Here is a 25489-nt window from a genome sequence, read left to right as displayed (position 1 = left end):
GGGGGCTCCTTGTACGGCCCCTGTACGTGGGCTGCACGGCCGTTAACCGGTGACACGCGAGTCTGGAGTCACTTCCACCGCAGAAGAAGCGGAGGCAAGTCAACTCCCCTCGATGTCACTGGAGATGTCATGAACCGTCGCCCCGCACGCCGTCGCATAACCGTCGCCACCGCTGTAGCCGCCCTGGCCGCCGGTACCTTCGCCCTCGGTGCCGGAGTCGCCGGAGCCGACTCGCGCGGCACGTCCGGGACGAACTCCGCCAAGATGGCCACCGAGGCGCAGGTGCTCGGGCTGTTCGACCAGTGGAACGCGGCGCTGCGGACCGGCGACCCGCAGAAGGTCGCCGACCTGTACGCGCAGGACGCGGTCCTGCTGCCGACCGTCTCCGACAACGTCCGTACGGACAGAGCCGAGATCGTCGACTACTTCGAGCACTTCCTCCGGAACAAGCCGGTCGGCACGAAGATCGAGTCGGTCGTCAACGTCCTCGACCGGGACACTGTCATCGACACCGGCGTGTACGAGTTCGCGCTCACCGACCCTGCGACGGGCGCGATGAACACCGTCAAGGCCCGCTACACGTACGCCTACGAGAAGCAGGCCGACGGCACATGGCTGATCGTCAACCACCACTCCTCGAAGATGCCCGAGAGCTGACCGCCCGGAGGGCGATCGTCACGCACAGGCCGCCCCCGGGAGCGTCCGCCAGGGCCACGGTCCCACCGTCGTCCGTCGCCAGTTGCTTGACGACGGCGAGACCGAGGCCGGAGCCGCCCTTGCCGGTCAGGCCCTGGCCCCGCCAGAAGCGGTCGAAGGCGCGGGACTTCTCGGCGTCCGACATGCCGGGGCCCTCGTCCAGGACCGACACCTCCACCACATCGCCCCGGGGGTCCACCCGCACGGTGATCGTCCCGCCGTCCGGTGAGACCTCCAGGGCGTTGGAGAGCACGTTGTCCAGCATCTGGTCCAGATGTCCGGGGCTGGACAGCACAGACGGCCGGCCGTCGATACTCCCCCTGAGCGCGATGGTGACTCCGCGCTCGTCGGCGGCCGGTCTCCACACGGCGAGCCGCTCCCGCACGATGTCCAGCAGCGGGAGCGGCTCGGCCACCGTCACCTTCGCCTCGGCACGGGCCAGCACCAGCAGGCCGTTGACCAGGCGGTTCATGCGCACGACCTCGGCGGTGGCCTGCTCCACGTCCTCCCGTACGAACGCGTCGTCCACACCGTCCGCGATGTTGTCCAGGGACAGCCGCAGGGCCGTGAGCGGGGTGCGCAGCTGGTGCGAGGCGTCCGCCACGAAGATGCGCTGGGCCGCGATCAGCGTGTCCAGGCGTTCCGCACCCTGGTTGAGGGTGCGCGCCAGCGTCTGGGTCTCCGGCGGGCCGGTCACGGGGGAGCGGGCGGTCAGGTCGCCGTCGCTGAACTTGCTCGCCATGTCGTTGAGCTGACGCAGCGGGCGGGTCAGACGCCGCGCCACCCCCACGCCGAGCAGGGCGGCCACCACGAGGACCAGCACCGCGAGGATCGCCCGGAAGCCCCAGATGGTCCACAGGCGGTCGGTCATCTCGTTCGTCGAGTAGACGATGCGCACGGCACCGACGACCCGGTCGTCGCCGGCCGTCTCGGCGGGGACCGTGATCACCAGATCGGGGCCCCAGATGAAGGAGGAGCCCCAGTCGGTCGTGGGGTCGTTCCGGTCGAGGGCCGCGGTCAGGGCCGCGTCCTCCGCGGGGCGGAGCAGACCCGGCGCGCAGCCCGGAGCGCCGGCCACCTGGACGTCGCCGGGCGTCTGGTCGGCGTACGCCTCGGCCATCTTCTGGAGCGCCTCGCACGAGGTGGAGTCGCCGTTGGCCAGAAGCAGGGCCATGGTCCTGGCCTCGCGCATCACGGAATCCTCGGTGTCGCCCCGCAGCTGGGAGGTGAGCGAGAAGGCCACCGGCACCGTGAACAGGGCGATGGCGATCGCGACGAGGAAGATGTAGCTGCGGACGAGCTGGCGGATCATGAGGTGGCGCTGTCCGTTCCGGTGCTCGGGTCGCCGCCGCTGTCCTTGACGATCTCCAGCCGGAAGCCGACCCCGCGCACCGCCTCGATCGTGATCGCCCCCGCCAGCTTCCGCCGCAGCGCCGCCACGTGCACGTCCAGCGTCTTCGTCGGCCCGAACCAGTTCGCGTCCCAGACCGCTTCCATGATCTGCTCGCGCGACATCAGCGCCCCGGGCTCCTCGGTGAGGAAGGCCAGCAGGTCGTACTCCTTGGGCGCGAGGGCCACCTCCTCGCCGTCGAGCCGCACCCGGGCCGCCTTGCGGTCGATGGTCAGGCGGGGGCCGTAGCGGTCGGGGCCGCCCCCGGGTCCCCCGGCCGCGGGGGTGCGGGGCTGCGCGCGGCGCATCACCGCCCGGATGCGGGCGATGACCTCCCGGACGCCGAACGGCTTGGAAACGTAGTCGTCCGCGCCGATCTCCAGGCCCACCACCCGGTCCGTCTCGTCGCTGCGGGCGCTGATCACGATGATCGGGACGTCACCGCGCTCGCGCAGCGCCCTGCAGACGTCCAGGCCGTCGGTGTCGGGCAGGCCGAGGTCCAGCAGGACGACGTCGTAGGGGCTCGTGTGGTGCAGGGCCGCCCGGCCCGTGGTGACCCACTCGACCTCGAAGCCGTAGCGCTTCAGGCCGCGTCTGAGGGACTCGGCGACCGGTTCATCGTCTTCCACCAGAAGTACGCGCACAGGCGAACCCTAGTGCTTGAAAGTTGGGCCACCCTGAGCAGCCCACGTGCGATTGTGACGCCGGGCACTTTCTCGCGTGGCCTGTGCCCAGATGGGCATGAGCAGACCTGAACGAGTACCCCGGAAGTCTCACCATGCGATATCGCGGAAGGGATTTTCGGACGCTCGTTAGACTGAGCCGACCGCGGTACGAATGCGTATGAGCGGATAGAGACGGATTGAGCGAGGAGCGCACGTGGGCCTTGTCGTGCAGAAGTACGGAGGCTCCTCCGTAGCCGATGCCGAGGGCATCAAGCGCGTCGCCAAGCGGATCGTGGAAGCGAAGCAGAACGGCAACCAGGTGGTTGCCGTCGTTTCCGCGATGGGCGACACGACGGACGAGCTGATCGATCTCGCCGAGCAGGTTTCCCCGATGCCTGCCGGGCGCGAGCTCGACATGCTGCTGACCGCCGGAGAGCGGATCTCCATGGCACTGCTGGCCATGGCGATCAAAAAGCTGGGCCACGAGGCCCAGTCGTTCACCGGCAGCCAGGCAGGTGTCATCACCGACTCGGTCCACAACAAAGCCCGGATCATCGACGTCACGCCGGGCCGGATCAAGACCTCGGTGGACGAGGGCAACATCGCGATCGTGGCTGGTTTCCAGGGTGTCAGCCAGGACACCAAGGACATCACCACCCTCGGCCGCGGCGGCTCCGACACCACCGCGGTGGCCCTCGCCGCCGCCCTCGACGCCGATGTGTGCGAGATCTACACCGACGTCGACGGCGTGTTCACCGCCGACCCGCGCGTGGTGAAGAAGGCCCGGAAGATCGACTGGATCTCCCTCGAGGACATGCTCGAGCTGGCGGCATCCGGGTCGAAGGTGCTGCTCCACCGCTGCGTGGAGTACGCCCGCCGGTACGACATCCCGATCCACGTCCGGTCCAGCTTCAGCGGACTTCAGGGCACGTGGGTCAGCAGTGAGCCGATTCAGCAAGGGGACAAGCAGGTGGAGCAGGCCATCATCTCCGGTGTCGCGCACGACACCTCCGAGGCCAAGGTCACGGTCGTCGGCGTGCCGGACAAGCCGGGCGAGGCGGCCGCGATCTTCCGGACGATCTCGGACGCCGAGATCAACATCGACATGATCGTGCAGAACGTGTCCGCCGCCTCCACGGGTCTGACGGACATCTCCTTCACGCTTCCCAAGGCCGAGGGCCGCAAGGCCATCGACGCCCTGGAGAAGAACAAGGGCGGCATCGGTTTCGAATCCCTGCGCTACGACGACCAGATCGGGAAGATCTCCCTGGTCGGCGCAGGGATGAAGACGAACCCGGGTGTCACGGCCGACTTCTTCAAGGCGCTGTCCGACGCCGGTGTGAACATCGAGCTGATCTCGACCTCCGAGATCCGCATCTCGGTCGTCACACGCGCCGACGACGTGCCCGAGGCCGTCCGCGCCGTGCACACCGCGTTCGGGCTCGACTCCGACAGCGACGAGGCCGTCGTCTACGGAGGCACCGGCCGCTGATGGCCGGACTCCGACGGGCCGACCGGCCCGGCCGGTCCGAGCGCCCGACGCTCGCCGTCGTGGGAGCGACCGGGGCCGTCGGCACGGTCATGCTCCAGATCCTGTCCCAGCGGGCGGACGTCTGGGGCGAGATCCGACTGGTCGCCTCCCCGCGCTCGGCCGGCCGCAAGCTGGCCGTGCGCGGCGAGGAGACCGAGGTCGTGGCGCTCACCGAGGAGGCCTTCGACGGAGTCGACGTCGCGATGTTCGACGTCCCCGACGAGGTCGCCGAGCGGTGGGCGCCCCTGGCCGCCGCCAAGGGCGCGGTGGTGGTCGACAACTCCGGCACGTTCCGGATGGACCCGGACGTGCCGCTCGTCGTGCCCGAGGTCAACCCGCACGCCGTACGGATGCGCCCGCGCGGGATCATCGCCAACCCCAGCTGCACGACGCTCTCCATGATCGTGGCCCTGGGCGCGCTGCACGCCGAGTTCGGTCTGCGCGAACTGGTGGTCTCCTCGTACCAGGCGGTCAGCGGCGCCGGCCGCGCGGGCGTGGCGACCCTGCGGCAGCAGCTGTCCCTGGTCGCCGGCACGGAGTTGGGGACCAGCCCCGGTGACGTACGGCGGGCCGTGGGCGACAGCACTGGGCCGTTTCCGGAGCCGGTCGCGCTGAACGTCGTGCCGTGGGCCGGGTCGCCGCGTGAGGACGGCTGGTCGTCGGAGGAGCTGAAGGTCCGGGACGAGTCCCGCAAGATCCTCGGGCTGCCCGGCCTGCCCGTGGCCGTCACCTGCGTCCGCGTTCCGGTGATCACCACGCATTCGCTGACCGTGCACGCCCGCTTCGAAGGCGAGGTCACCGTCGACAAGGCCCGCGAGATCCTCGCCACGGCGCCCGGGGTCGTGCTGTTCGACAACCCGGCCGCGGGGGAGTTCCCGACGCCCGCCGACGTGGTCGGCACCGACCCGACGTGGGTCGGTCGGGTACGCCGGGCGCTGGACGACCCGACGGCGCTCGAACTGTTCGTCTGCGGGGACAACCTGCGCAAGGGTTCCGCGCTCAACACCGCCCAGATCGCCGAACTGGTGGCCGCCGAGCTGTCGTGACGCGCCGGGCCGGTGGCCGAACGCGCGGTGCCGGTGGCCGCCGCCGGGTTTTCGGGAAGTTTCGCCACGGGAAACCCCCGGCCGCTGTCAGAGACGGTTTGTAGGATCTGCGTAAGACATGTGAGCCGGTCGATGGTCCGGACCACTTGTCCCGAACCCCATCGGCATCCGAGGATTTACCTCCCCGCCCTCCGCAACCGCGCGGAGGGCGGGGAGCGTCTTTGCGGTCGCCCTTCCGGGCCGCGGGACACATACAGGCGTGGGGACGCCTGGAACCGGGCGTGGGGACGCCCGTTCATATCTGGACATAGGGGAAGAGCGGGACGCATGAGGGCATTTGATGCACCATCGGTTGTGCTGCCTGACGCGGGTAGACCTTCGACAGCGAAGGTCGGCGTGAAAGTGTTGCCCGGCACGTACAACCCTGACAGGGGTGAGCGTGTCCAACAGGCGTGGCAGAGGTACTCGACTTCAGCGCGGCACGCGGCACGGTCCTTCGACCGCCCCGTCCGGCGGCTCTACGACCCCGCATGTCCGGTACTCCCGGCGGCATGCCGGTGATCGCGCCCGTGCCCGCAGCGCGGCCGGCCCGCATCCCGAACCAGCGTGAAGGCGCCGAGGACGGTGTCGCGGCCGGGACCACCGTCGACCACCTCACCGAGACCTACCGGGCGCACTACCGCTCGCTGCTCGGTCTCGCCGCCCTCCTCCTCGACGACACCGCCTCCTGCGAGGACGTCGTCCAGGAGGCCTTCATCCGCGTCCACTCGGCCCGCAAGCGAGTCCGCGACCCCGAGAAGACCCTGGCGTACCTGCGTCAGACGGTCGTCAACCTGTCGCGCTCGGCGCTGCGCCGCCGCATTCTCGGCCTGAAGCTGCTGTCGAAGCCCATGCCCGACATGGCGAGCGCCGAGGAAGGCGCCTACGACCAGCTGGAGCGCGACTCCCTCATCAAGGCGATGAAGGGCCTCCAGCGCCGCCAGCGCGAGGTGCTGGTGCTGCGCTACTTCGCGGACATGACCGAGGCCCAGGTCGCCGAGACCCTCGGCATATCCCTGGGCTCGGTCAAGGCGTACGGCTCGCGCGGCATCGCGGCGCTCCGGCTGGCCATGGAGGCGCCGGTATGAGCGACGGCGGCGGCGCGCGCCGCGACGGGCGCGACCGGCACGAGCCCTTCGAGTGGCACGAGCCGACAAAACTGCACGGGCAGGATCCGAAGCAATCGCACACTGGGAACGGAACTGTGAACCACGGCCTGGACGAACAGAGCCCCAAGGGGCTCGAATCGGACGAGCTGGACCTGCGCAGGATGCTGCACGATGCGGTGCAGGAGGTGGAACCGCGCGACGGCACGCTGGACTATCTGCGGAAGGCGGTGCCCCAGCGGCGGACCCGCAAGCGGCAGGCCGTCGTCGGCATGGCAGCCGCCGCGCTGTTCATCGGCACAGCCATCCCCGCCCTCGTGCACGTCTCCAACTCCACCGGCTCCGAGGCCAACCCGTCCGCGATCGGCCACGCTTCCGAGGCCCAGGGCGGCGCGAGCCAGGGCAAGGGCCCGGACGGCGGCGAGAGCACCGAGGGCAGCTCCCCCGGCAAGGCCGAGGGCAAGGACAAGGGCGACAAGAAGCAGAAGGACAAGGAAGGCAAGAGTCCCGGCGCCTCGGCCGGAGCGTCCCAGGGCGCCGGCCCGTCCTCCACCGCCGCCGCCGGCATCCAGGCCTGCACCGCCGCCCAGCTCGGCCCCGCCGCCGGAAGCAGCGCCGCCCCCGACTCCACCGGCGCGGTCTACGGCTCCTTCCGCGTCACCAACGTCTCGGCGGCGAGCTGTACGGTCACCGACCCCGGTTCGGTGAGCGCGCTGGCGCAGGGCGCGGCCGACGTCAACAAGGTCACCACGGCCCGGCACACGGCCGGGGACGCGGCGGCCGGCCTGCCCGACCCGTCCCTGGAGGCCGCCCAGCTGGTGCTGGCGCCGGGCGCCGCCTACGACGTGAAGTTCGCCTGGGTCCCCAGTGAGACCTGCCCCGCCCCCGGCGGCGACCCCGACCCCGACCCCGACCCCACGCCCGACCCCACCCCGACGGAGGACAGCGCGGCCGCGGGCGGCACCTCCACCGGCGGCGACACGGGCACGGGCACGGCCCCGCAGCTGGCCAGGGAGGACGGCACGGTCGACGGCAGCGTGGCGGTGACGTACACACCGGCGACCGGCTCGGGAGCGGGCTCGGTGACGGTGTCCAACGCGTGTGCGGGGACGGTCTACTGGACGGGTGTGCTGGCGACGTCGTAGTCCGTGCTGGTCGCGGTGGGCTGCGGGCGGCCGGTTCCGCTCAGCTGCGGGCCGCCATGGCCGTCGTAGCTGCGGGCAGTCGTGCCGCTTGGGGCGATGGGGCCCCTTACTCGAGCGAAGCCGAGAGCTTGGGAAGGGTGAGCGCAGCGGCACCCCGCACCGCCGGGTTGCGGAACCACCCGGCCTCAGCGCCAACGCCGCCTCACTTGGCGCCGACGTCCGCGCCAACAGGCTCCTCTTCCGGCACCAACCCCAGCTCCGCGTCCCGCGCGAACTCGATTTCCCGCCGCAGCAACCGAAACCACATGAAGATCACAAACCCCACGAAGGCGAACCACTCGGCGGTGTAGCCGAGGTTCTGGAACGCCTTCAGATCCAGCCCGGTGTCCGGCGGCGCACTCGCCGGCACCGCCTTCATCCCCGAGTCACCCTTCGCCAACGTGACCCACGCGTCGTACACGTCGTACGGCACCAGGTTCACCAGAGACGCCGCACTGATAGCCGCGGTCTGCCCGGCCGGCAGGCCGCCCTGCGCGCTGACGCCGTTGTCACCCGGGGTCTCGGACGCCTGGAGCGCCCCCGTGACCGTGACCTCACCGGCGGGCGGCGCGGGCGCCTTCGCCGCGTCGGCGGCACCGGGCAGCCAGCCGCGGACCACCGGCAGCGCCTCGCCCGAGTCGGTGCGCAGCAGCGTCAGGACGTAGAAGCCCTGCTTGCCGTCGAGCTCCCGGCCGGGCACCAGCAGTTGCTTGCCGTAGCGGCCGGTCGCGGTGACCTGCTTCCCGGACGTGGCCTTGGTCACCGGCAGCATCTCCCCGAGCGGCCGGGGCGCCTCGTGCCGGGCCTCGGAGACCTGCTCGGTCGCCGTGCGGTGGTCCTGCACACGGTCCTCGAACCGGCCCAGCTGCCAGGACCCCATGAAGATGCAGAAGGGGATGGACAACAGCACGAAGACGTTGATCCCCCACCATCGGGGCGTCAGCAGAAACCGGTACACACCCTTACGGTACGGCGCTGCCGGGCGGGTCCGGTCTGCGGGGTCGATACCACTCAATACCGCTCCGCCAGGTGCTCCCGCCCCGCCGGGGGCTCGTACGGCTCGGGCCAGAAGTCGGTGACGGTGGATATCCGGCCCTCTCCGTCCCCGGCGAAGAAGGAGATGCCGTACATCTCCTCCAGCCCCACCGAGAAGTGGATCCAGGTGACGACCTGGCCCGGCTCGGCGACGACGCGCTCGACACGCAGACGCCAGTCGCCCGGATACTCGCGGTTGAACCGGACGTACCGCTCCCGCCCGCTGATGCGCTCGCGGGTCTGGGGCAACGTGTAAACGACGTCCTCGGCCAGGGTGCCGGCGAACGCGGCCCAGTCCCGCGCCTCGGCCGCGGCCCAGAACCTCTCGACGGTCTCGCGCAGATCGGTCATGTCGAGAAGTGTGCCCACCGCCACTGACAATTGGCTCTGAGCTGCGCGAACGCCGCTCCCGGCCGTTGCCGGGTCAGTCCTTGCGGGCCCGGATCGAGTACGTCAGCGGGATCCGCGGCCGGTTCGCCGGATAGCGGAAGTAGCCGTCCCGCCGCTCGAAGCACCCGAACCGCCGGAACAGCGAGACGTCGTGCTCGTGCAGGAACTCGATGCGCAGCCCGGCCGCCGCCAGCGCCGAGACGACCTCGCCGACCGGGTGCTGCCACTCTGCGCGCCCGTTGTGGACGAACTCGGCGCCCTCGGCCGCGTACGAACCCGGGCTCTCCTCGATCCAGGCGTCACGGGCGAAGTAGTCGTACGTGATCCGCGAGCCGGTCTCGTCGTCGAGGACATCGGTGAGCGGATGGAACCCGGAGAGGTACAGGACCCCCGGGCGCCACCAGCGAGGCCGCCGTCTCGGCCCAGCGCCCGATGTCGGGCAGCCGGCACAGCGCGCCGACGCCGGTGCAGACGATGTCGTACGACGGGTCCGGGACCGCGGTGGCCGCGTCGTACACCTCCGCCCCGACGAAGGCCGCCCGATCCCGGCCGAGGCCGAGATCGCGCGCGAGGCCGCGGGCGATGTCGACCGCGGGTGCTGAGAAGTCGAGGCCGACGACGCGGGCGGCGCCGTGCCGGGCCCAGGACAGGGTGCCGAGGCCGATATGGCACTGGAGACGCGGCAGCGATCGGCCGGAGACGTCGCCGACCTCGGCGAGTTCGAGGTCGCGCAATGGGTCCTGGCCGGTCAGGAAGGCGTCGAGGCCGTAGAAATCGCCCGCCGCGTGCAGCGGGACGCTCCCTCACTGCCTCAGAGCCGTGGGGGGACCCCCGTGTCCTGGCTGGGCGCGGTTGGCCTCGTGCCAGTCGGCCGGCGTGGGGGAGTACATGGTCACCCCTGACCTGCTGGGAAGGGGAACCGGTGGAGGTTATCCACAGGCTGAGGACCTCGCCAGCGAATTGTCGGCGAGGGCGTGCAGTATGGGGCCATGACTGAGAGCAACGGATCCGACGCGCGGGATCAGCGGGACCAGCACGAGCAAGAGGCACAGGCGGGACAGCGGGAGCGGATGCCGGACTGGGAGAAGCGCTTCCGGGCGCCCCGGGTGTCCCTGCCCGACTGGGCGGAGGACGCGCCGGACCGCTCCCTGTTCGTGTCGAACGCGACGGGGACGTACGAGCTGTACGCGTGGGACCGGAAGACGGGCGAGCAGCGCCAGGTGACCGACCGGCCGAACGGCACGACGGACGGCGTGCTGTCACCGGACGGCGCCTGGATCTGGTGGTTCGACGACAAGGACGGCGACGAGTTCGGCGTCTGGCGCCGCCAGCCCTTCACGGGCGGCCCGGACGAACTCGCCGCCGAGGGCCTGGACGCCTCGTACCCGGCGGGCCTCGCCCTCGGCCGCGACGGGCGCACGGCGGTCGTCGGCCGCTCGACCGACGAGGACGGTACGACGATCCACCTCGCCCGCACCGGCGAGGGCCCGGTGGAGATCTACCGCCACCGCGAGTCGGCCGGCGTCGGCGACCTCTCCCACGACGGCTCGCTCATCGCCATCGAGCACACCGAGCACGGCGACGCCATGCACTCCGCCCTGCGCGTCCTGCGCACCGACGGCACGCCGGTCGCCGACCTCGACGACACCGAGGGTGGTAGGCGCGAGCTCGGACTGGAGGTCCTCGGCTTCGCCCCCGTCGACGGCGACACCCGCCTCCTCATCGGCCACCAGCGCCGGGGCCGCTGGGAGCCCCTGGTCTGGGACGTCGCCTCCGGCGAGGAGATGGACCTTGCGCTGGAACTGCCGGGCGACGTCAGCGCCGAGTGGTACCCGGACGGCAGCGGCCTGCTCATCGCGCACAGCTTCGAGGCCCGCAGCGAGCTGTTCCGCTACGACCTGGCGAGCCGCGCCCTGACCGAGATCCCGACCCCGCCCGGCACGGTGTCCGGCGCCACGGCCCGGCCCGACGGCAGCGTGGAGTACCTGTGGTCCTCGGCCGCCGAACCGTCGGCGGTCCGCTCCACGGCGGGCGGTGTCGTGCTCGACCCGCCCGGCATGAAGTCACCCGGCTCGGTGCCGGTGGAGGACGTGTGGGTGGAGGGCCCCGGCGGCCGCATCCACGCCCTCGTCCAGAAGCCGAAGGGCACCACCGGCCCGCTCCCCACGGTCTTCGACATCCACGGCGGCCCGACCTGGCACGACAGCGACTCCTTCGCGGCGGGCCCGGCGGCGTGGGTCGACCACGGCTACGCGGTGGTCCGGGTCAACTACCGCGGCTCGACGGGCTACGGCCGTGCCTGGACGGACGCCCTGAAGCACCGCGTGGGCCTCATCGAACTGGAGGACATCGCCGCGGTCCGCGAATGGGCCGTCACCTCCGGCCTCGCGGACCCCGAGCGTCTCGTCCTGACCGGCGGTTCCTGGGGTGGCTACCTCACCCTCCTCGGCCTCGGCGTCCAGCCCGACGCGTGGGCCCTGGGCATCGCGGCGGTCCCCGTCGCCGACTACGTCACGGCGTACCACGACGAGATGGAAGCGCTGAAGGCGATGGACCGCACGCTCCTCGGCGGCACCCCCGAAGAGGTCCCCGACCGCTTCGAGGCCTCCTCCCCCCTCACCTACGTCGACCAGGTCAAGGCCCCGGTCTACATCTCCGCCGGCGTCAACGACCCCCGCTGCCCCATCCGCCAGATCGAGAACTACGTCAAACGCCTGGAGACGAGAGGCGCGGTCCACGAGGTGTACCGCTATGACGCCGGGCACGGGTCGCTGGTGGTGGACGAACGGATCAAGCAGGTGAGGCTGGAGCTGGAGTTCGCGGAGAGGTATCTGAACCCACGGTCGTGATCCGCAGGGAGCCGGACGCTGACGCGTGCCCCGCGGGCGCGGGTGCCTTCGCCTGTGGGGCGGGGGTGTCGGTGACCGCGGGGCGTGGGTGCCTTCGCCTGTGGGCGCGGGTGCCCGTAACCCGCGGGCAGCCGTGCCGCCTGAGGCGATGGGGGTCCCCCTGCTCGAGCGAAGCCGGGAGCTTGGGGGAGGGTGGGCGCGGGCGGCACTCCGCTGCGCCGGCCTGCGCCACGCCCCGGCCACAGCCTCAACGCCGCGCACCTCGTAACGCCGGGTTGCGCACCCCCCGTCGGGGGCCTCGACCCCGTCGCCGAGCACCTCGCAAACGCCGAGCCGCGCAGCGAACCGGCGTCACGCCCCCGCCCGCTCCCGCCGCCTCCGCCCCAGCAGCTCCGCCAATCCCCGCCGCGTAGCCGCCAGCACCACCCGATCCCCAGCCCTCAGCACATACGCAGGAGGCAGATCCCACACCAGCCCCGAAGCCGGCACCCGCTCCTCGCCCCGCGTCTCGTCCTCGCTCCGCCGCCCTCCAGGAGGTGATGTATTGAGCGCCAGCACCCGCCACGCCCCGGCCCGGAACGCTTCCCCGACCGTCCGCCCCTCCAGCTGCGGATGCCCGCCGACCTCCACCTCCGCGAACAGCAACACCCGCCGCTCCACCGGAATCGCTCCCAGGATCTGCCGCCCCATCATCGCCCCGGCGAACGCGGGCGCGGCCAGATGCGACACACTCCGGCTCCGGGTGAGGGCGAACGGATGCGCGGCCCGGAGCGTCCGGTACACCGCGGTCGCGAAGTCGTCGTCGTACAGCCGCAACACCACCCGCAGATCGGGCCGCACGGACCGTGCGTACAGCGCGGCCTCCAGATTCGTCGTGTCCGCACTGGTCAACGCCAGCAGCGCATGCGCCCGATGGATCTTCGCGGCCTCCAGCACCCCTTCCTGCGTGACGTCCCCGAGCACCACCGGCACCCGCAGCCGCCGCGCCGTGGCCATCCCCCTGGCCTCCGGATCGGACTCGACGCACACCACGGGAATGTGCAGCTCCCGCAGCCGTGTCAGCACCCGCGTCCCGATCTTGCCGAGCCCGAGCAGCACCACATGCCCGCCGAGTCCTCGCGGCGGCTTCCGCAGCGCAGAGGCGCTGCGGAACGTGCCCAGTGCCTCCAGCACCGCGGCCAGCAGCACCGGCAGCAGCAGCAACCCGACCAGCCCGGACAGCAGTTGCAGCACCTGTTCCCCGGTCGACTCGTGGAACGCGGGATCGTTGATACCGAAGAGATCGAGCAGCGTCACGTACGTCGCGTACAGCGGATGCTCCCCGGTCACGATCATCAACGCGACGGCGAGGGCCAGCACACACCCCACCAGCCCCGCCAGCGACCACCGCAGCCGCCGCGAGAACAGCGAGGCGAACGGCGGCACACCACCCCGCCCGGCGGGCAGGGACGGCCCGGAGTACGACACCTGCTCCAGGACGACGGTCCCGCGCCCGGTCGCCGACGCCACCGCCGCCTCGTCCGGCAGCAGTCGCGGCCCCTGCTCCCCGCTGCCCTCGGAACCGTCCGCGCCGGCCGGGTCGTTGCTCGTCGCGGACAGCAGCGCCAGGGTGCACAGGCCGGGGTCGGCCACCTCGCCCGGCCGCGGCGGCTGCCGCTCCACGGCACGCAGGACGAGCCCCTCGGTCTGGACGACCTTGCTGGTCCCGACGAGGGCCGTGGCGGCCAGCGCGGGCGCGGCCGTGTCGGCGTCGGACAGCACGGTCGTCGACGCGTCCAGTCCTGCCGTCCCTGGCCCCGTGCCGGAGGCCACCGCCGCCGTCTGGTCGAGCAGTTCCTCGATGTGCTGGCCCAACCGCCGGTTGTACAAACGGAGTACGAGCCTGAGGCGGGGATTGAGCCGGCGGGCGGTGAGCGCGGCGCGGATGTTGGTCTCGTCGTCGTCGTACACGAGCGCCAGGGCCGCCGCCCGGTCGGCGCCCACCTCGGTGAGTACGGCCTCGGTGACCTCGGCGGCCTCCACGACCTGCTCGTTCGCGGCCGGTTCGGCGCCGCCCGCACCCGTCCGGTTGACGGCCGCGCTGACCCGGTCGAGCAGGGCCGCCGAGGCGGCCCGGGCGCGTCCGACCACCGGCTGCCGCACCCGGCGCCCCGAGGGCGGCACCACGAGCGTGACCTGTTCGCCGTACACACCACGGAGTTCGGCGGCCAGCCGGTGCGCGAGCCCGTCGTCCCCGCACACGATCATGTGCGTGGCCGGTTCACCTGGCAGACCTTGGTTCGGAACGCTCCCCACAAGGGAGAAGACTGCCTCACCGGGACGGCTGGTTCCAGAAGGGAACAGCGGTGGCTGAACACCCGACGGGGCCCGGCCGTACAGAAGGGGAGGCAATGCCCGTGCGCACGACCGGAGGTACCGGGCCCGTGGCCACCACGAAACCCGCCCCGCAGGAGACCGACGAGACGGTCGGGAACGAGACCACCCGACCGGTCGCTGACAAGGGCCCGAGCCCGGACGACGCCCGCCACCTCAACTCCCCCCTCCTGCTCACCCTCCTGCTGCTCACGGCGGTGATGCTCCAGGACCCGATCCGCGGGGCCCTGTCCGCACCGGTGATGCAGAGCTGGATGACGGTGTTCGTCGCGGTCATGGTCCAGGCGCTGCCGTTCCTGGTGCTCGGTGTGCTGTTGTCGGCGGCGATCGCGGTGTTCGTGCCGCCGTCCTTCTTCGCCCGGGCCCTGCCGAAGCGCCCGGCCCTGGCGGTCCCGGTCGCGGGCGCGGCGGGCGTGGTGCTGCCGGGCTGCGAGTGCGCGTCGGTGCCGGTGGCCGGGGCGCTGGTCCGCCGAGGGGTCACACCGGCGGCGGCGCTGGCGTTCCTCCTCTCGGCGCCCGCCATCAACCCGATCGTGCTGACGGCGACGGCGGTCGCCTTCCCCGGCAACCCGGAGATGGTCCTGGCCCGCTTCGTCGCGAGCCTGCTGGTGGCCTGCGCGATGGGCTGGCTCTGGCACCGCCTCGGCCGCACGGACTGGCTGCGGTCGCCCGACAGACCGTCGTACGAGGGCCGGGGCAGGGGGGCGGCCTTCTGGGGCTCGGTGCGCCACGACGTGATGCACGCGGGCGGTTTCCTGGTGGTCGGTGCGATGGCCGCGGCGACGCTGAAGGCGGTGGTGCCGGAGGAGTGGCTGCGCGTGGCGGCCGGGCATCAGGTGCTCTCGGTGCTGGCCCTCGCGGTGCTCGCCGTCCTGCTGTCCATCTGCTCGGAGGCGGACGCGTTCGTGGCGGCGTCCCTGACCCAGTTCTCGCTGACGGCCCGTCTGACGTTCCTGGTCGTGGGGCCGATGATCGACCTGAAGCTCTTCGCGATGCAGGCGGGCACCTTCGGCCGTGCCTTCGCCCTGCGTTTCGCCCCCGCGACGTTTGCCCTGGCCGTCGTCGTGTCGGCCCTGACCGGAACGGTCCTGCTGTGAACCGCCTGGCCCAGACGGCCCTCCTCTTCCTGCTCGGCGCGACGCTCCTGCACGCAGGCCTGACCGACCTCTACCTGCGCTACGTCAAGGCGGGCCTGCGCCCGCTGGTCCTGCTGGCGGGCGTGGTGCTCATCGCGACGGCGGCGGCGACGCTCTGGTACGAACGCCGCCACTCAACCGCACGACAGCACCACCACCACGAGCCCCGTATCTCCTGGCTCCTCGCCCTCCCCGTCCTCGCCCTGATCCTGGTCGCCCCACCGGCTCTGGGCTCCTACAGCGCGGCGCACACGGGCACGGCCCTGACGAAGCCCTTCGGCTTCCCGGACCTCCCCGCCGGCGAACCCCTCCGTCTCGGCGTGGCCGACTACGCCGGGCGCGCGGTCTACGACGACGGCCGCTCTCTCCGCGACCGCGAGCTGAAGCTCACCGGCTTCGTCACCCTGGACCGGTCGGGCGCCCCCTACCTGGCGCGCATGGGCCTCAACTGCTGCGCGGCGGACGCCCAGCCGGTCAAGATCGCCCTGACCGGCAACATCCCCCCGGTCCTGAGCCCGGACACCTGGCTGGAGATCACCGGCCGGTACACACCCCGCCGGACCAAGGACCCGGTCAACGACGGCCCGATTCCGTACCTCGAAGTCACCAGTGCGAGGCCGGTACCCGCACCGGCCGACCCGTACGACGAGACATGGAACAACTGAACCCGCGTACTCCGCGTAATCCGCGTACTAGAAGAGCCACTTCCGGGTACTCGGGAATGCCGCTGATCAGCGAGGGGGAGGTATGACCACACCGAGCGGCGAGACCGGGACGGTGACGGGGACCGGGACGCAGACCGACCGCGCGGCGGAACTCACCCGGGACCTCCTGACCGAGGCCCGCGAGCAACTCGCGAAGGCCGACAGCAGGGCCGGACTGACGCTGGCGACCCTGGGCGCGGCCCTGACCGCCCTGCTCGGCGCGATCGCCGGCGGCCTCATCGCACCCGGCCAGTACGCCGTGATCCCCCAGCTCCTGGTATGGGCCGGCTGCGCCGCCTGCGCCCCGTCCCTCGTCCTCCTCGGTCTTGCCGTATCCCCCCGGCGCCCCTCCCAGGCCTCCTCTTCCGGCGATACGACACAGTTGGAGGTCCTGGCCCGCACCGCCTGGATCAAGTACCGCTGCATACGCCGGGCGATGGCCTGGGGCGCGGTCTTCCTCACACTCACCCTGGCGGGGACGCTGGCCGGGGTCCTGGCCTAGCGGCCCGCCTGGACACCCTGTTGATGACGCGGGAACGCCGTCACTGACCCAGGGCGTGGGTGTCGTACACCCAGACCGCGACGATCGACCGCCCGCCTGACAGCTCGTATGCGCACGTGCCCCGCCCGGGACAAGGGATCGGGCGCGATCTCACCGTCCCTCTCCAGCCGGAGCACGAGGGCGTGCGCGACCAGCTCGGTCGGCTCTGCCGCCGGGTAGGTGGTCACCCGCGTGGGACATCGACGGGATCAATGCCGACGAGTGGACGCCCCGGGAGCTCCGGCACAGCTTCGTGTCTCTGCTGTCCAACCGTGGTACCGCTGGAGGAGATCTCCCGGCTCGTCGGGCACTCCGGGACGGCCGTGACCGAGGAGGTCCACCGTAAGCAGCTCCGGCCCGTGATCCAGGCCGGCGCTGTGGTCATGGGCGGCACCTCGGCACGCAGGAACGGCGGCCGTGGACACGCGGGCATCGGTAGTCACGCAGATAGACACGCACGCAAAACAGGTGAGGCACCTAGGAACGTTCCTAGGTGCCTCACCTGGTGTTTCGGCTGTCGGGGTGGCGGGATTTGAACCCACGACCTCTTCGTCCCGAATGAGGTTCGGGTGGGGTCGGCACCGGAATGTTTGCTTTTTTGCCTGGTCAGAGCGTTGGGGTGCGGTGGTGTCGGGTGGTGCCGAAGGGGCTTGGGGAGTGGGTTGGCTCCCAGATGGCTCCCACGAGGCTTCCCTCTCGCGCTGCCGCTGGGCGGGCGGGAACGGTGCGCCTCGAAGATCGAGAAGGATGACTTCTGCAGACCATGTTCGACTGCCCCTGTTACGTGCCCTCGCGGACTGGAGTCTCACCGTTGGGGATCTCCTCGAAGATCTCTCACGAGACCGCGTGACTGGCGACAGGTTGGCACGTACTCGGCCGTCGTTCAGTTCCGTTCAGTCACTGGCTCCGTCAGAAAGGGGCTGGGATCGCCGTGCCAGGTGATCGTGAGGGCGTCACGGGCGCGCGTAGCGGCAACGAACAGCATCGAGCGCGCCTTGCGCAACTCCCGGCGGTAGCGTGTCGGATCCTCCGTGCGGTACCGGTCGATCGAGTCCATGCGTGGGACGAGTCTGTCGCTAGCGCCCACGATGACGAGGCGCTGGTACTCCAACCCTTTGAAGCGGGGCATAGTCCCCACGTGGATCTCGCCGTCACCGCGAGGGCCGTCCGAGGTCAGCTGGGCGTAGCCGAGGCCCGCTTTCGTGGCGAGATGGTAGATCACTTGGCTCACCTTGTCGCGGTCGGGGACCGCAACGGCGATCAAACCGCGAAGGTCACGTGCCGCACCGTTTTCGACGGCAGCAAGCTCGTCGCGCCATGCGCGCAAAGTGGAAGCGAGACCATCGAGTTCCTCTTCCCAGGTGGTATAGCCGGAAAGCTCAGGAACAGGCCCGTGCATCACGGAGCGGTAGCCCGACAGGGTGTCCGTTCCATCGTCGAGGTCGTCATAGGTCTCGCCGGACATGACCGTCAGGGCGCGGGCGAGAATCTCCTTCGTAGTGCGGTAGCTCAGGGACAGTCGGGCGGAGCGTCCTCGGACGTTGATTCCGAGAGAGCCGAGGGAGACATGGTTGTCGTAGACCCGTTGGTGCGTGTCGCCGGCGATGAACATGTCGTTGTCGCCGGGGGCGACCATGGCTCGCAGCATCTTCCAGTGTGCCGCGCGCAGGTCCTGCGCCTCGTCTACGACGATGTGCTTGTAGCGGTACTTCAGGTCGCTCATTGATGCCTCGGCATCGCGGTGGATCAGGTCGCGACCGCCAACCTGGTCCTTGTACGCCTGACGGGCCTGGATATGGGTGGCACGCTCCATTTCGTAGCGAGCGGCACGTTCGGCGGCTTGGCCCCAGGTCTCGATGTCCTTTTTGTCGAGGCGTGCGGTGAACTCGTCGAGGATCTTCCAGACGGCGGCTCGTTCGGGGCGAGTGAGCGGCCGTCCTCGGCCAGCTCGGCGCGTTTGGAAATAGGCGGTGCGCGTGGCCACGGACTGCCCGAGGATGACCTGTTCCCACTCCTCGATGAGGTACTCGGGTTCCCAGGATTCCTGCTGGTCGAATTCGGCGAGGACAGTGCGCAGCTCTGCGAGGGCCGTGCGGTCATCGACGCGTCGCTTGACGCGGCCCGAGAGCGAGTTCTCGCTGACGACCTTGTAGGCGAGTTCGTCGATGTGGGCGATCTCCACGCGAGCGAGGAGATCAGGGTCCCCGATGAGGTTGGTGAGGCGAGCGCGAAGGTCAGCCGTGAGGTTCTTGGTGAAGGTCGTCAGCAGGATGGGCTTGTCCCGGCCCGGTTTCAGCTGCCGTACGAGGTGGTGGATCCGATGCAGGGCGACGATGGTCTTGCCGGTGCCAGGGCCGCCGGAGACGCGGGCGGGGCCGTTGTAGTCACGATCGACCAGTCGAGCCTGGGTGGGGTGGAGGAACACCTTCCATGCCTGGAAATCGCCGTTTTCCAGGACTTTCTGCAGGGCGTCATCGATGGTGGTGACGGTGGTACGGGCGAGGGCAGCGCCGAAATCTCCGAGGTCGATCTGGTCGGCTGAGGCAACCGCAGCGGTGATCTCTGCACGTACTTCGTCCGCACTCATGCCAGCGGCCAAGCCGTACAGGACGTCCTGGGACAACAGCGGTGCTCCCGCTACCAGACGGTCGAGGTCGGCGGTGTCGGTGAGGGTGAGCGCGAGGTCGATGAGCGGTTCGGCGACGCCAAGCTCGCGGAGCAACTGCCGGGAATGCCCAGCAAGCAGCGGGGATACCGGGGCAGCCGGCTCGGCCTCGGGCTGTGCATCCGACCCCGAGGCGGGAGCGGTTTCGGCCTCTGCCACGCTGGTCGCGTCTGGTTCGGCCGGGGTAAGACGGATACCGGCGCGGCGCAGGGCGCTTTCGCCGACGACGGAGAGGTCGACGAACTCGATCTCTCCGGAGACGCGGTTGATCGCGACGGACAGTTGCTCGTAGACGTCCCGGCGGTGTCGGACCGCGATAACCAGCCAGCTCTCGTCACCCTGTTCGTCCGTCCCGGTGCGGGTGAGCAAGGCGCGGTAGGAGTCGTCGATCCGCGCGGAGAAGATCTGCGAGTCGCCCTTGAGAGCCTTGAGCTGCAGCCCGTTGCTGTGCGGGTTCTCCCGGAAGCGGTGGGAGAAATCGTAAAACTTGGCCTTCACTGAGCGGTCGAGCTTGTAGAGCTCTTGCTCGGCTTTCTGGTACAGGCTGAGCCGGGCAGTCATCAGGTGGCGCCTTCCAGGTCGTCGATGGGGTTACGTGGTGTGTCGGCGCATCATCAGTTGCCGGGAGTCGCATCCGGGAGCAGGACGAGCAGCTCGTCGAGGTGGGCGAGCCAGTCGACGGCGCTGCGGATAGTCCAGCCTGCGGCACGGTAGGCGGCGTCGCGGCGCTCGGCTTCTGGGTCCACGCGGCCGTGTTGCACAGCGGGGACTACTGCGACCTTGGCGGTGTCCTGGTTCCAGGCGAAGTCGGCTTGCCAGCCGCCTTCACCGAGCTCGAAACCGAACACTGGGACGGTCTTGCCGCGGCTGGCGACTGCCTGGGCAAGGTGAATCAGGTCGGCTTCGCTGTCCTCGTCGAGCAATGGGATGATCTCCTCATCCCAGGCTGGGTCCCGAAACTCAGGCTTGGGGGACTGCTTGGCCTCAGCTGCGGTGTCCCCCGTTGGCTGCGGATCGGACGGACTGTGCTGGGGAGGCGCCGCGCTGCTGAGCTCTCCTTCGGGCGTCGCTGGGACGCTTGGCTCTTCGTCTGGCGCAGTCGCACCGCTGAGCTCGTACTGCTCTCTCAAGAGTTCCAGGATGTCCTTGTCACCTCGAACTCGAAGGTGAGCGAGTACCTCATCCATCGTCGTCGCGTCTGCGAGACCGATGCGCCGACCCAGAACTGCAGGCATGTCCTTCTCCGTTACCTGGCCGGACAGGGCCATAAGCCGCAGGGCTCGCTGTGTGTCCGTGAGGTTGGTTCCCGGCTCCTCGGCAAGGCGCAGTGCTTTGAGGTGGCCGTCCTTCGCCGCCACGAACACATGGTCTCCCTCGACCGCACCCATGGTTTCGAGCAGGGGACGGAGGGAGCCGCAGGTCGGCTGGTTGCGCCAGACGAGTTGGATGTCACCGACGTCGTGGGACAGCTCCAGTCGACCACCGGGGGCGAGGCCCAGGTGTGCGGCGAAGCCGGCCGGAATGGTGAATCCGGATCCGCGCAGGTGTTCACCGTTCACGTCGAGTCGGTACCACCAGGTGCCTTGGCCGGTTTGGAAGCAACGCCGGGTCTGCGCCACGTCGCGTCGCGGCTGGTAATCAGCCGTACCGGTCTCGGTGTGGGCCGCTACGCGAACCCAGCCTCGCTTGAAGCGCTCGAATTCCGGAGCGGCGAGATAGGCACGCACGGACCTGTCCGAAACGTCGAACTGCGAGCAAAGGGTGGTGACGATGTCCTCGGATTTGGCTTCGCCACCGGCGGATTCAAGTTCCCGGATGATCATCTCTCGGATGCCGAGGTACTCGACCCCGCCCCAACGCCGCAGACCGTACAGGTCCCGGTCGCGCCGCATGAAGCGGTCATCGCTTTGAATCTGGTTGCGCAGGCTGGCGAGCGCCGTTCCGTCGTCCAGGCGTGTTAGAAGGTCCTCCATCGCGAGAGGGCGCCCGACAAGCATGAGAACCGCTTCGGCCCGGTCGTTGACGGAACGGCCCCAGGGCAGTAGGTGTCCTTCGGTGACGCGGAATCCCTTGACTACCAGTAGCCACTCTTCTGCAGCCGTCTCGTGGATGCCCAGTTGCCGCAGCAGCTCCACAGCCTCGGCCCAGGTCGGGGCCGACTCACCGCAGAGCCGTGTCAGTTCTGCCCGTGTCTGTTCGATGCGCTCGTCGAGATTGCCCTCCACCAGCCAGCCGCTCGTCCAGGTGCGGTCGGGAAGCAGCGAGGCAGTGAGCTGCCAGAGTGGAAGGCCGAGAGCAGGGACTGTGAGTTCGTGGCCCGGGTGGAGTTGGCGGAGTTCGGCCTCGGTGGCCACTGGTCCAAGAAGGTCCTGGACAGCGAGGAGGTGGCTGAGAAACGGCCGCCCGCTGTCAGAGTGGAGCCAAAGCTGGAGCTTTTTCTCGAGCTCAACCTGGATCTGCCGGGCTCGCTCCCGGCTTACCCCGAACTGCTCGCCCAGGTTCTCCAGGGAGATCCGGTTCTGGCCGAAGGTACGTCCTGCCGCAACGGCCAGCTGACGTTCGCCCCAGTCGCTGATGAGGCTTTCCAGCGCGTTGAGCGGTTCCTCCAAAAGCGCTGGCGCGGCTGTCGGGCCGGCTTTCCTACCAGATGTCGCTTCGACCTGTTCTTTTGTGTCCGAATCGGGGGTGCTGCTTTCCTTTTCGGAGCGTCCCTGGTCCCAAGCTCGCAATGAGTCAACGGCTGCACGGATAGCGGACGGGGTGTCGGCCGGGAGTAGGCGTGCCAGCATGTTTGCGAGAGCGTGGATGTCCAGGTTCGGCTCCGCGGGCGATTCGGCGCGGGAAGCAGTGGCGGTCGGTTCCATCAGGTTCCGTCCACCGATGAGGAAGGGGCGAAGCAGTGGTCGGACGAGCCGCGCGACTGCCTCATCTTCTTCCTCGACACCTACGTCCGAAGCGGCTTGCTCGATCGTCACCCGCAAGTCCGTTTCCTGGCCCTCCGGGCAGAAGCACAGGTTGGGGAGTGCCACGCCGAGGGTCAGGTGCGGCCAGTAGGCACGCAGAGCCTGGGCCGCCCGGTGGGCCACTTCCTCAGCGCCAATGGTGGCCGTGACGTCGACGAGCGACGTGTCGTTCCACCACGTTCCCGGCAGGCGGGGGTCTTCCATCAGCGGCCCCAGTCGGCGTGGGTCACCCCAGCGCAGGGCCGGCAGCAGGTCGGCGAGCGCTATGCAGAGGGGCGACTTGGAGTCAATCGGGCCAGTCACGTGAGGTTCCACATCTTGTGCGTTCGGGTGTGTTTCAGATCGCTGGTCGCCAATCAGCTGGGGCAGAGCATGGACGTTGCCCCACCAGCTGCGAAGACCTGCAGTTCAACTGCAGTAGGCGCGCGCCAATGGGTGATCGGCTGGTCGTCCGTGGCGGCGCTCTGCTACCACTCCAGGGCGTCCAGCATGTCCTTGACAGGGTCGTCGTCCTGGTCGACCGCCGGTGTAAGCGCGTCCAGCACGAGCGAACTGACGATCGCGACAAGGTCTCGGCTGCCCCGAGTGTTGATCTCTCCCTGGAGGCAGTGCAGCCCGCCGTTGGCATATTCCTCGAAGATCCTCAATCGGTCGGCGAGCCGGTCGTCGCCCAGGATCTTCGCATCGTCAGGAACCTCGGCAGCGGCGATCAGGTCGATGAGCACATCGCCGTAGGGTCGGTTCTCGACGAGGGCGTAGCGAATCAATTCGCCCGACTTCTCGAATGGGACGCGCCGTTCCTTCCTGCGGCCGAGAGCCGCGGCGAACAACAGCGCCTCGTAGTTGGCTCGGAAGGGGCCGTCCTTACCGGTGAGGAGGACCAGCAGCTGCTCGTGTTCGGCAGGGCGCCGGAACCGGATCTCAACAGCCATCAGGCAGTCACCTCTTCAAGGACGGTGTGGTTGAACTCGCCGTGTGAGACGTAGGGGAACTCACGGTCGTGGATGGTGATGCTGTCTTCATCGGCGTCCGTGTTCGTGGTGTACGAACGCAGCACGTACATGCGTGACGCGGCCTGCCCGAGGTGTTCCAGCACCATGCCGCGGGACTGGGACTTCGACAGCAGGGTGACGATCTGGGACGTCAGCTTCGGCAGCGACTCGGCAATGTCGTTCTGGTACGCCACGTCGAGGTTCCCGAACGGGGCGTCCATGACGACGGGATAAACTCCGCCACCCCCCAGGACAGCATCTGTGGCCTTCTGCTTGCGGTCGTACGTCTCCTTCGTCAATTCGGAGACAGCCCCAACGAACGACAAGCCCAGGATCTGGTTCTCACCGGTACTGCGGGCCGCCGCGACGCCCGCCGAGTGATTGACGAGTTCAAGGGCGAAGGACGCGGTCAGGCTGGGGGTGAAGGGCCTGATGCAGATTCGTCCGAAGACGCTCTTGACCTTGGCATCGAGCTGTTGGCGAACCTCCTCAGTTTTCACGGCCAAGATCCTCTGGAATGCATCGAGGACTTCGTCGACCAGTAGGACCTGGCGCTGAATTCGCTTGGACTCCTCGTCCTGCACCCGTGCCGAGTGGAATTGCCGCCGCACCTTTTCAATCTGCTCGTCCAGCTCGGTCAGCTGTGTCTGGGCCTCACGATGCTGTTGCAGTGCATCCAGGCGCTTCCGGTCGAACTCCTTGCGTCGCTCCTCCAGGCGCTGCACGTCCATCTCGTCGACGCCCTCGAGCTCGCGGGCTATGTCGCTTCTCTCGGCATCGATCTGCTTGATCGACGCTTCGATGTCCTCGATGTCGGAAACACACTCACGCAGTTTCGCCAGCAGATCAGCGCGCGCCAGAGTGAGATCGGCGGTCTTGCCACGCAGGTACATCCAACGGCCCTCAACATCAGCGAGCCCCGCGTTGTAGCGGCGTTCTTCCAACGCCGTACGCGCCTCAGAGCCCTCGGGCAGGTCACGCCCGCACATGCACAGCCCGTCCTCAAGCAGACCGTCGATGTAGTCACGCTGGATTCCCGCAGGCAGTTCTCGGCGTTTACGCATACCTTCGGCCAAGTCGAGCACTGTGCTGTCGATGCCCCCTGTGAACGCCAGGAAGCTGTTCTTGGCCAGCAGGTCCCGCTTTCGCTCCTGGCGCTCGATGCGCTTGGCCACCAGTTCATCGAGCCGGAACTTCAGCTTGGCACGCTGGCGTTGCAGCGGAGCAGCTTTGCCGTTGGCCAAAAGTGCCTTGTTCGCTGCCTCGACTTCGCGCTCATAGCCGGCAGCGTTCTCGGAGAGCCGGAGCAGCTCCTTGTGTACTTCGATCTTCTGCTGCTCCAGCCGATCCTGCTCGGCGGTCAGCGCCTGCAGCCGACCGTCGCCGTTGCTACCCACCTGGCGGCTCAGCTTGCGAGAGGCGGCCGGCAAGTGCGTGTCAATCGCCCTCTCGATCTCCTCCAGGCCCATCAGCGTCTTGATCGCCTGCTGGACCTCGTCCGTTCGGTCGCCGGTGAACATTCGCTCCATGCGCTCACCGTTGAAGAAGAAGAACTGGCGCAGCCCCTCGGGGAGAATCTTCTGGATACGATCCTGACCGTTCCGGACCGTTGTGCTGGCTCCATGCTCGGACTCGGTAACAGTGAGCTTCGGAGTCACAGCGCTCTGCTCATCGGCGTTCTTGGTTGTGGTGACCGCGCGATGCACTGTGAAGTGCAGGCCCTCATGCTCGAACTCGAGCTTCACCGAAGCGCTGACCGCTCCGCCGAAGGGGGTCTCTGCCCAGGCGTGGTCGTTGATCACGCGCTCTTGACGCTCCACATCGTCAGAAAATGTGCCGTACAAGGCCCACGTGAAAGCATTGAGCAAGGTTGTCTTGCCCGCGCCGTTCATACCGAAGATGAGGACAGCGGGCTTGTCCTGCGAGACCTCGAGGTCAAGTTTCTGAGTGCCGTAGAAGACACGGAAGTTGTCCAATGTGAGCTTGAGCAGTTTCATTTGGCCAGCTCCTTGGCAGCACGGACGATTTCATCGGTGAGCAGGGTCGGGTTCTTCACGTGCAGGTGCTCACGCTCGAGCTGCCACACCTTCGCTACAAGCTTCCTGGCCTCTGGCGACAGGCCGTCCATGATGTCTTTCAAGCTGTCCGTCGTTCCCATGACCTCTCCACACTTCGGGCTGTTCT

At 69.1% G+C, this 25489-nt stretch carries 19 protein-coding genes and 1 pseudogene; 9 read left to right on the top strand and 11 right to left on the bottom strand.

Features of this window, described 5'->3' with window-relative positions; genetic code table 11:
• Positions 1 to 129: 129 nt before the first annotated feature.
• A complete protein-coding gene (locus AOQ53_RS03950; protein WP_059414990.1) occupies positions 130 to 657 on the top strand; it encodes an SgcJ/EcaC family oxidoreductase in 528 nt (175 codons plus the stop codon).
• Here AOQ53_RS03950 and AOQ53_RS03945 read toward each other — a convergent pair.
• Complete coding sequence (locus tag AOQ53_RS03945) at positions 623 to 2008, bottom strand: sensor histidine kinase (RefSeq protein WP_059414988.1); 1386 nt, start codon at positions 2006 to 2008, stop codon at positions 623 to 625. The two genes, AOQ53_RS03950 and AOQ53_RS03945, sit on opposite strands and share 35 nt — an antisense overlap.
• Positions 2005 to 2730, bottom strand: coding sequence for a response regulator transcription factor (locus AOQ53_RS03940; RefSeq protein ID WP_059414986.1), 726 nt, complete (start codon positions 2728 to 2730; stop codon positions 2005 to 2007). The genes AOQ53_RS03945 and AOQ53_RS03940 overlap by 4 nt, the downstream gene beginning before the upstream one ends.
• Positions 2731 to 2965: 235 nt before the next feature.
• Between AOQ53_RS03940 and AOQ53_RS03935 the strand changes: the two genes are divergently transcribed.
• The 4 genes from AOQ53_RS03935 to AOQ53_RS03920 all read left to right on the top strand — a co-directional run bounded on the left by AOQ53_RS03935 (position 2966) and on the right by AOQ53_RS03920 (position 7618).
• Positions 2966 to 4243: an aspartate kinase gene (locus tag AOQ53_RS03935; protein WP_059414985.1), complete on the top strand. Its 1278-nt coding sequence runs from the start codon at positions 2966 to 2968 to the stop codon at positions 4241 to 4243.
• Positions 4243 to 5328, top strand: a complete 1086-nt coding sequence (locus AOQ53_RS03930) for an aspartate-semialdehyde dehydrogenase (protein ID WP_059414983.1) — start codon at positions 4243 to 4245, stop codon at positions 5326 to 5328. Before AOQ53_RS03935 ends, AOQ53_RS03930 begins: the two co-directional genes overlap by 1 nt.
• A 551-nt stretch (positions 5329 to 5879) precedes the next feature.
• Positions 5880 to 6455 carry a SigE family RNA polymerase sigma factor gene (locus AOQ53_RS03925; protein ID WP_059415010.1) on the top strand — a complete coding sequence of 192 codons (576 nt, stop codon included), beginning with the start codon at positions 5880 to 5882 and terminating at the stop codon, positions 6453 to 6455.
• Positions 6456 to 6571: 116 nt separating this feature from the next.
• Entirely contained in the window at positions 6572 to 7618 is a 1047-nt protein-coding gene (locus tag AOQ53_RS03920) for a hypothetical protein (RefSeq protein WP_059415012.1), read from the top strand.
• Between the two features lie 202 nt (positions 7619 to 7820).
• Here AOQ53_RS03920 and AOQ53_RS03915 read toward each other — a convergent pair whose 3' ends face one another.
• The 3 genes and pseudogenes from AOQ53_RS03915 to AOQ53_RS03905 all read right to left on the bottom strand — a co-directional run bounded on the left by AOQ53_RS03915 (position 7821) and on the right by AOQ53_RS03905 (position 9873).
• Positions 7821 to 8615: an SURF1 family protein gene (locus AOQ53_RS03915; protein WP_174523226.1), complete on the bottom strand. Its 795-nt coding sequence runs from the start codon at positions 8613 to 8615 to the stop codon at positions 7821 to 7823.
• 53 nt (positions 8616 to 8668) lie between these two features.
• Entirely contained in the window at positions 8669 to 9043 is a 375-nt protein-coding gene (locus tag AOQ53_RS03910; RefSeq protein ID WP_059415007.1) for a nuclear transport factor 2 family protein, read from the bottom strand.
• 73 nt (positions 9044 to 9116) lie between these two features.
• A pseudogene (locus tag AOQ53_RS03905) lies at positions 9117 to 9873 on the bottom strand (class I SAM-dependent methyltransferase).
• Between the two features lie 198 nt (positions 9874 to 10071).
• Between AOQ53_RS03905 and AOQ53_RS03900 the strand changes: the two are divergent.
• The gene (locus AOQ53_RS03900) at positions 10072 to 11931 is read left to right on the top strand and encodes a S9 family peptidase (protein ID WP_059414982.1); all 1860 of its coding nucleotides are present in this window, start codon (positions 10072 to 10074) and stop codon (positions 11929 to 11931) included.
• Between the two features lie 351 nt (positions 11932 to 12282).
• On the opposite strand, the gene AOQ53_RS03895 is transcribed toward AOQ53_RS03900, so the two are convergent.
• Positions 12283 to 14178 (bottom strand): potassium channel family protein, encoded by a 1896-nt coding sequence (locus AOQ53_RS03895; RefSeq protein ID WP_059414981.1) that lies wholly within the window; start codon positions 14176 to 14178, stop codon positions 12283 to 12285.
• 176 nt (positions 14179 to 14354) lie between these two features.
• On the opposite strand from AOQ53_RS03895, the gene AOQ53_RS03890 reads away from it, so the two are divergent.
• From AOQ53_RS03890 to AOQ53_RS03880, 3 genes are all read left to right on the top strand, one after another.
• A complete protein-coding gene (locus tag AOQ53_RS03890; RefSeq protein ID WP_236711552.1) occupies positions 14355 to 15401 on the top strand; it encodes a permease in 1047 nt (348 codons plus the stop codon).
• The gene (locus AOQ53_RS03885) at positions 15398 to 16105 is read left to right on the top strand and encodes a TIGR03943 family putative permease subunit (RefSeq protein ID WP_059414978.1); all 708 of its coding nucleotides are present in this window, start codon (positions 15398 to 15400) and stop codon (positions 16103 to 16105) included. Before AOQ53_RS03890 ends, AOQ53_RS03885 begins: the two co-directional genes overlap by 4 nt.
• Before the next feature lie 82 nt (positions 16106 to 16187).
• A complete protein-coding gene (locus AOQ53_RS03880) occupies positions 16188 to 16646 on the top strand; it encodes a hypothetical protein (RefSeq protein ID WP_059414976.1) in 459 nt (152 codons plus the stop codon).
• Between the two features lie 922 nt (positions 16647 to 17568).
• Here the strand turns inward: AOQ53_RS03880 and AOQ53_RS03875 are convergent.
• The 5 genes from AOQ53_RS03875 to AOQ53_RS44430 all read right to left on the bottom strand — a co-directional run bounded on the left by AOQ53_RS03875 (position 17569) and on the right by AOQ53_RS44430 (position 25463).
• Complete coding sequence (locus tag AOQ53_RS03875; protein ID WP_059414974.1) at positions 17569 to 19911, bottom strand: UvrD-helicase domain-containing protein; 2343 nt, start codon at positions 19909 to 19911, stop codon at positions 17569 to 17571.
• Positions 19912 to 19964: 53 nt separating this feature from the next.
• The gene (locus AOQ53_RS03870) at positions 19965 to 22517 is read right to left on the bottom strand and encodes a hypothetical protein (RefSeq protein WP_148640284.1); all 2553 of its coding nucleotides are present in this window, start codon (positions 22515 to 22517) and stop codon (positions 19965 to 19967) included.
• A 263-nt stretch (positions 22518 to 22780) separates the two neighbouring features.
• Positions 22781 to 23245, bottom strand: coding sequence for a DNA phosphorothioation-associated protein 4 (locus tag AOQ53_RS03865; protein ID WP_059414972.1), 465 nt, complete (start codon positions 23243 to 23245; stop codon positions 22781 to 22783).
• The gene (locus AOQ53_RS03860; protein ID WP_059414971.1) at positions 23245 to 25302 is read right to left on the bottom strand and encodes an AAA family ATPase; all 2058 of its coding nucleotides are present in this window, start codon (positions 25300 to 25302) and stop codon (positions 23245 to 23247) included. Before AOQ53_RS03860 ends, AOQ53_RS03865 begins: the two co-directional genes overlap by 1 nt.
• Positions 25299 to 25463: a hypothetical protein gene (locus tag AOQ53_RS44430; RefSeq protein WP_167745677.1), complete on the bottom strand. Its 165-nt coding sequence runs from the start codon at positions 25461 to 25463 to the stop codon at positions 25299 to 25301. Before AOQ53_RS44430 ends, AOQ53_RS03860 begins: the two co-directional genes overlap by 4 nt.
• Positions 25464 to 25489 lie beyond the last annotated feature (26 nt).

Source organism: Streptomyces azureus (assembly GCF_001270025.1).
In the GTDB taxonomy this organism is placed as follows: domain Bacteria; phylum Actinomycetota; class Actinomycetes; order Streptomycetales; family Streptomycetaceae; genus Streptomyces; species Streptomyces azureus.
The sequence above is the reverse complement of the archived record's forward strand: the minus strand, read 5'-3'. Positions and strand labels throughout refer to the sequence as shown.

Excerpts from the sequence above, each read along its gene's own strand:
- AOQ53_RS03950 (WP_059414990.1), top strand. The coding sequence starts at position 130 with ATGAACCGTCGCCCCGCACGCCGTCGCATAACCGTCGCCACCGCTGTA.
- AOQ53_RS03945 (WP_059414988.1), bottom strand. The coding sequence starts at position 2,008 with ATGATCCGCCAGCTCGTCCGCAGCTACATCTTCCTCGTCGCGATCGCC.
- AOQ53_RS03930 (WP_059414983.1), top strand. The coding sequence starts at position 4,243 with ATGGCCGGACTCCGACGGGCCGACCGGCCCGGCCGGTCCGAGCGCCCG.
- AOQ53_RS03925 (WP_059415010.1), top strand. The coding sequence starts at position 5,880 with ATGCCGGTGATCGCGCCCGTGCCCGCAGCGCGGCCGGCCCGCATCCCG.
- AOQ53_RS03910 (WP_059415007.1), bottom strand. The coding sequence starts at position 9,043 with ATGACCGATCTGCGCGAGACCGTCGAGAGGTTCTGGGCCGCGGCCGAG.
- AOQ53_RS03900 (WP_059414982.1), top strand. The coding sequence starts at position 10,072 with ATGACTGAGAGCAACGGATCCGACGCGCGGGATCAGCGGGACCAGCAC.
- AOQ53_RS03895 (WP_059414981.1), bottom strand. The coding sequence starts at position 14,178 with ATGATCGTGTGCGGGGACGACGGGCTCGCGCACCGGCTGGCCGCCGAA.
- AOQ53_RS03880 (WP_059414976.1), top strand. The coding sequence starts at position 16,188 with ATGACCACACCGAGCGGCGAGACCGGGACGGTGACGGGGACCGGGACG.
- AOQ53_RS03875 (WP_059414974.1), bottom strand. The coding sequence starts at position 19,911 with ATGACTGCCCGGCTCAGCCTGTACCAGAAAGCCGAGCAAGAGCTCTAC.
- AOQ53_RS03870 (WP_148640284.1), bottom strand. The coding sequence starts at position 22,517 with ATGGAAGACCCCCGCCTGCCGGGAACGTGGTGGAACGACACGTCGCTC.
- AOQ53_RS03865 (WP_059414972.1), bottom strand. The coding sequence starts at position 23,245 with ATGGCTGTTGAGATCCGGTTCCGGCGCCCTGCCGAACACGAGCAGCTG.
- AOQ53_RS03860 (WP_059414971.1), bottom strand. The coding sequence starts at position 25,302 with ATGAAACTGCTCAAGCTCACATTGGACAACTTCCGTGTCTTCTACGGC.
- AOQ53_RS44430 (WP_167745677.1), bottom strand. The coding sequence starts at position 25,463 with ATGGGAACGACGGACAGCTTGAAAGACATCATGGACGGCCTGTCGCCA.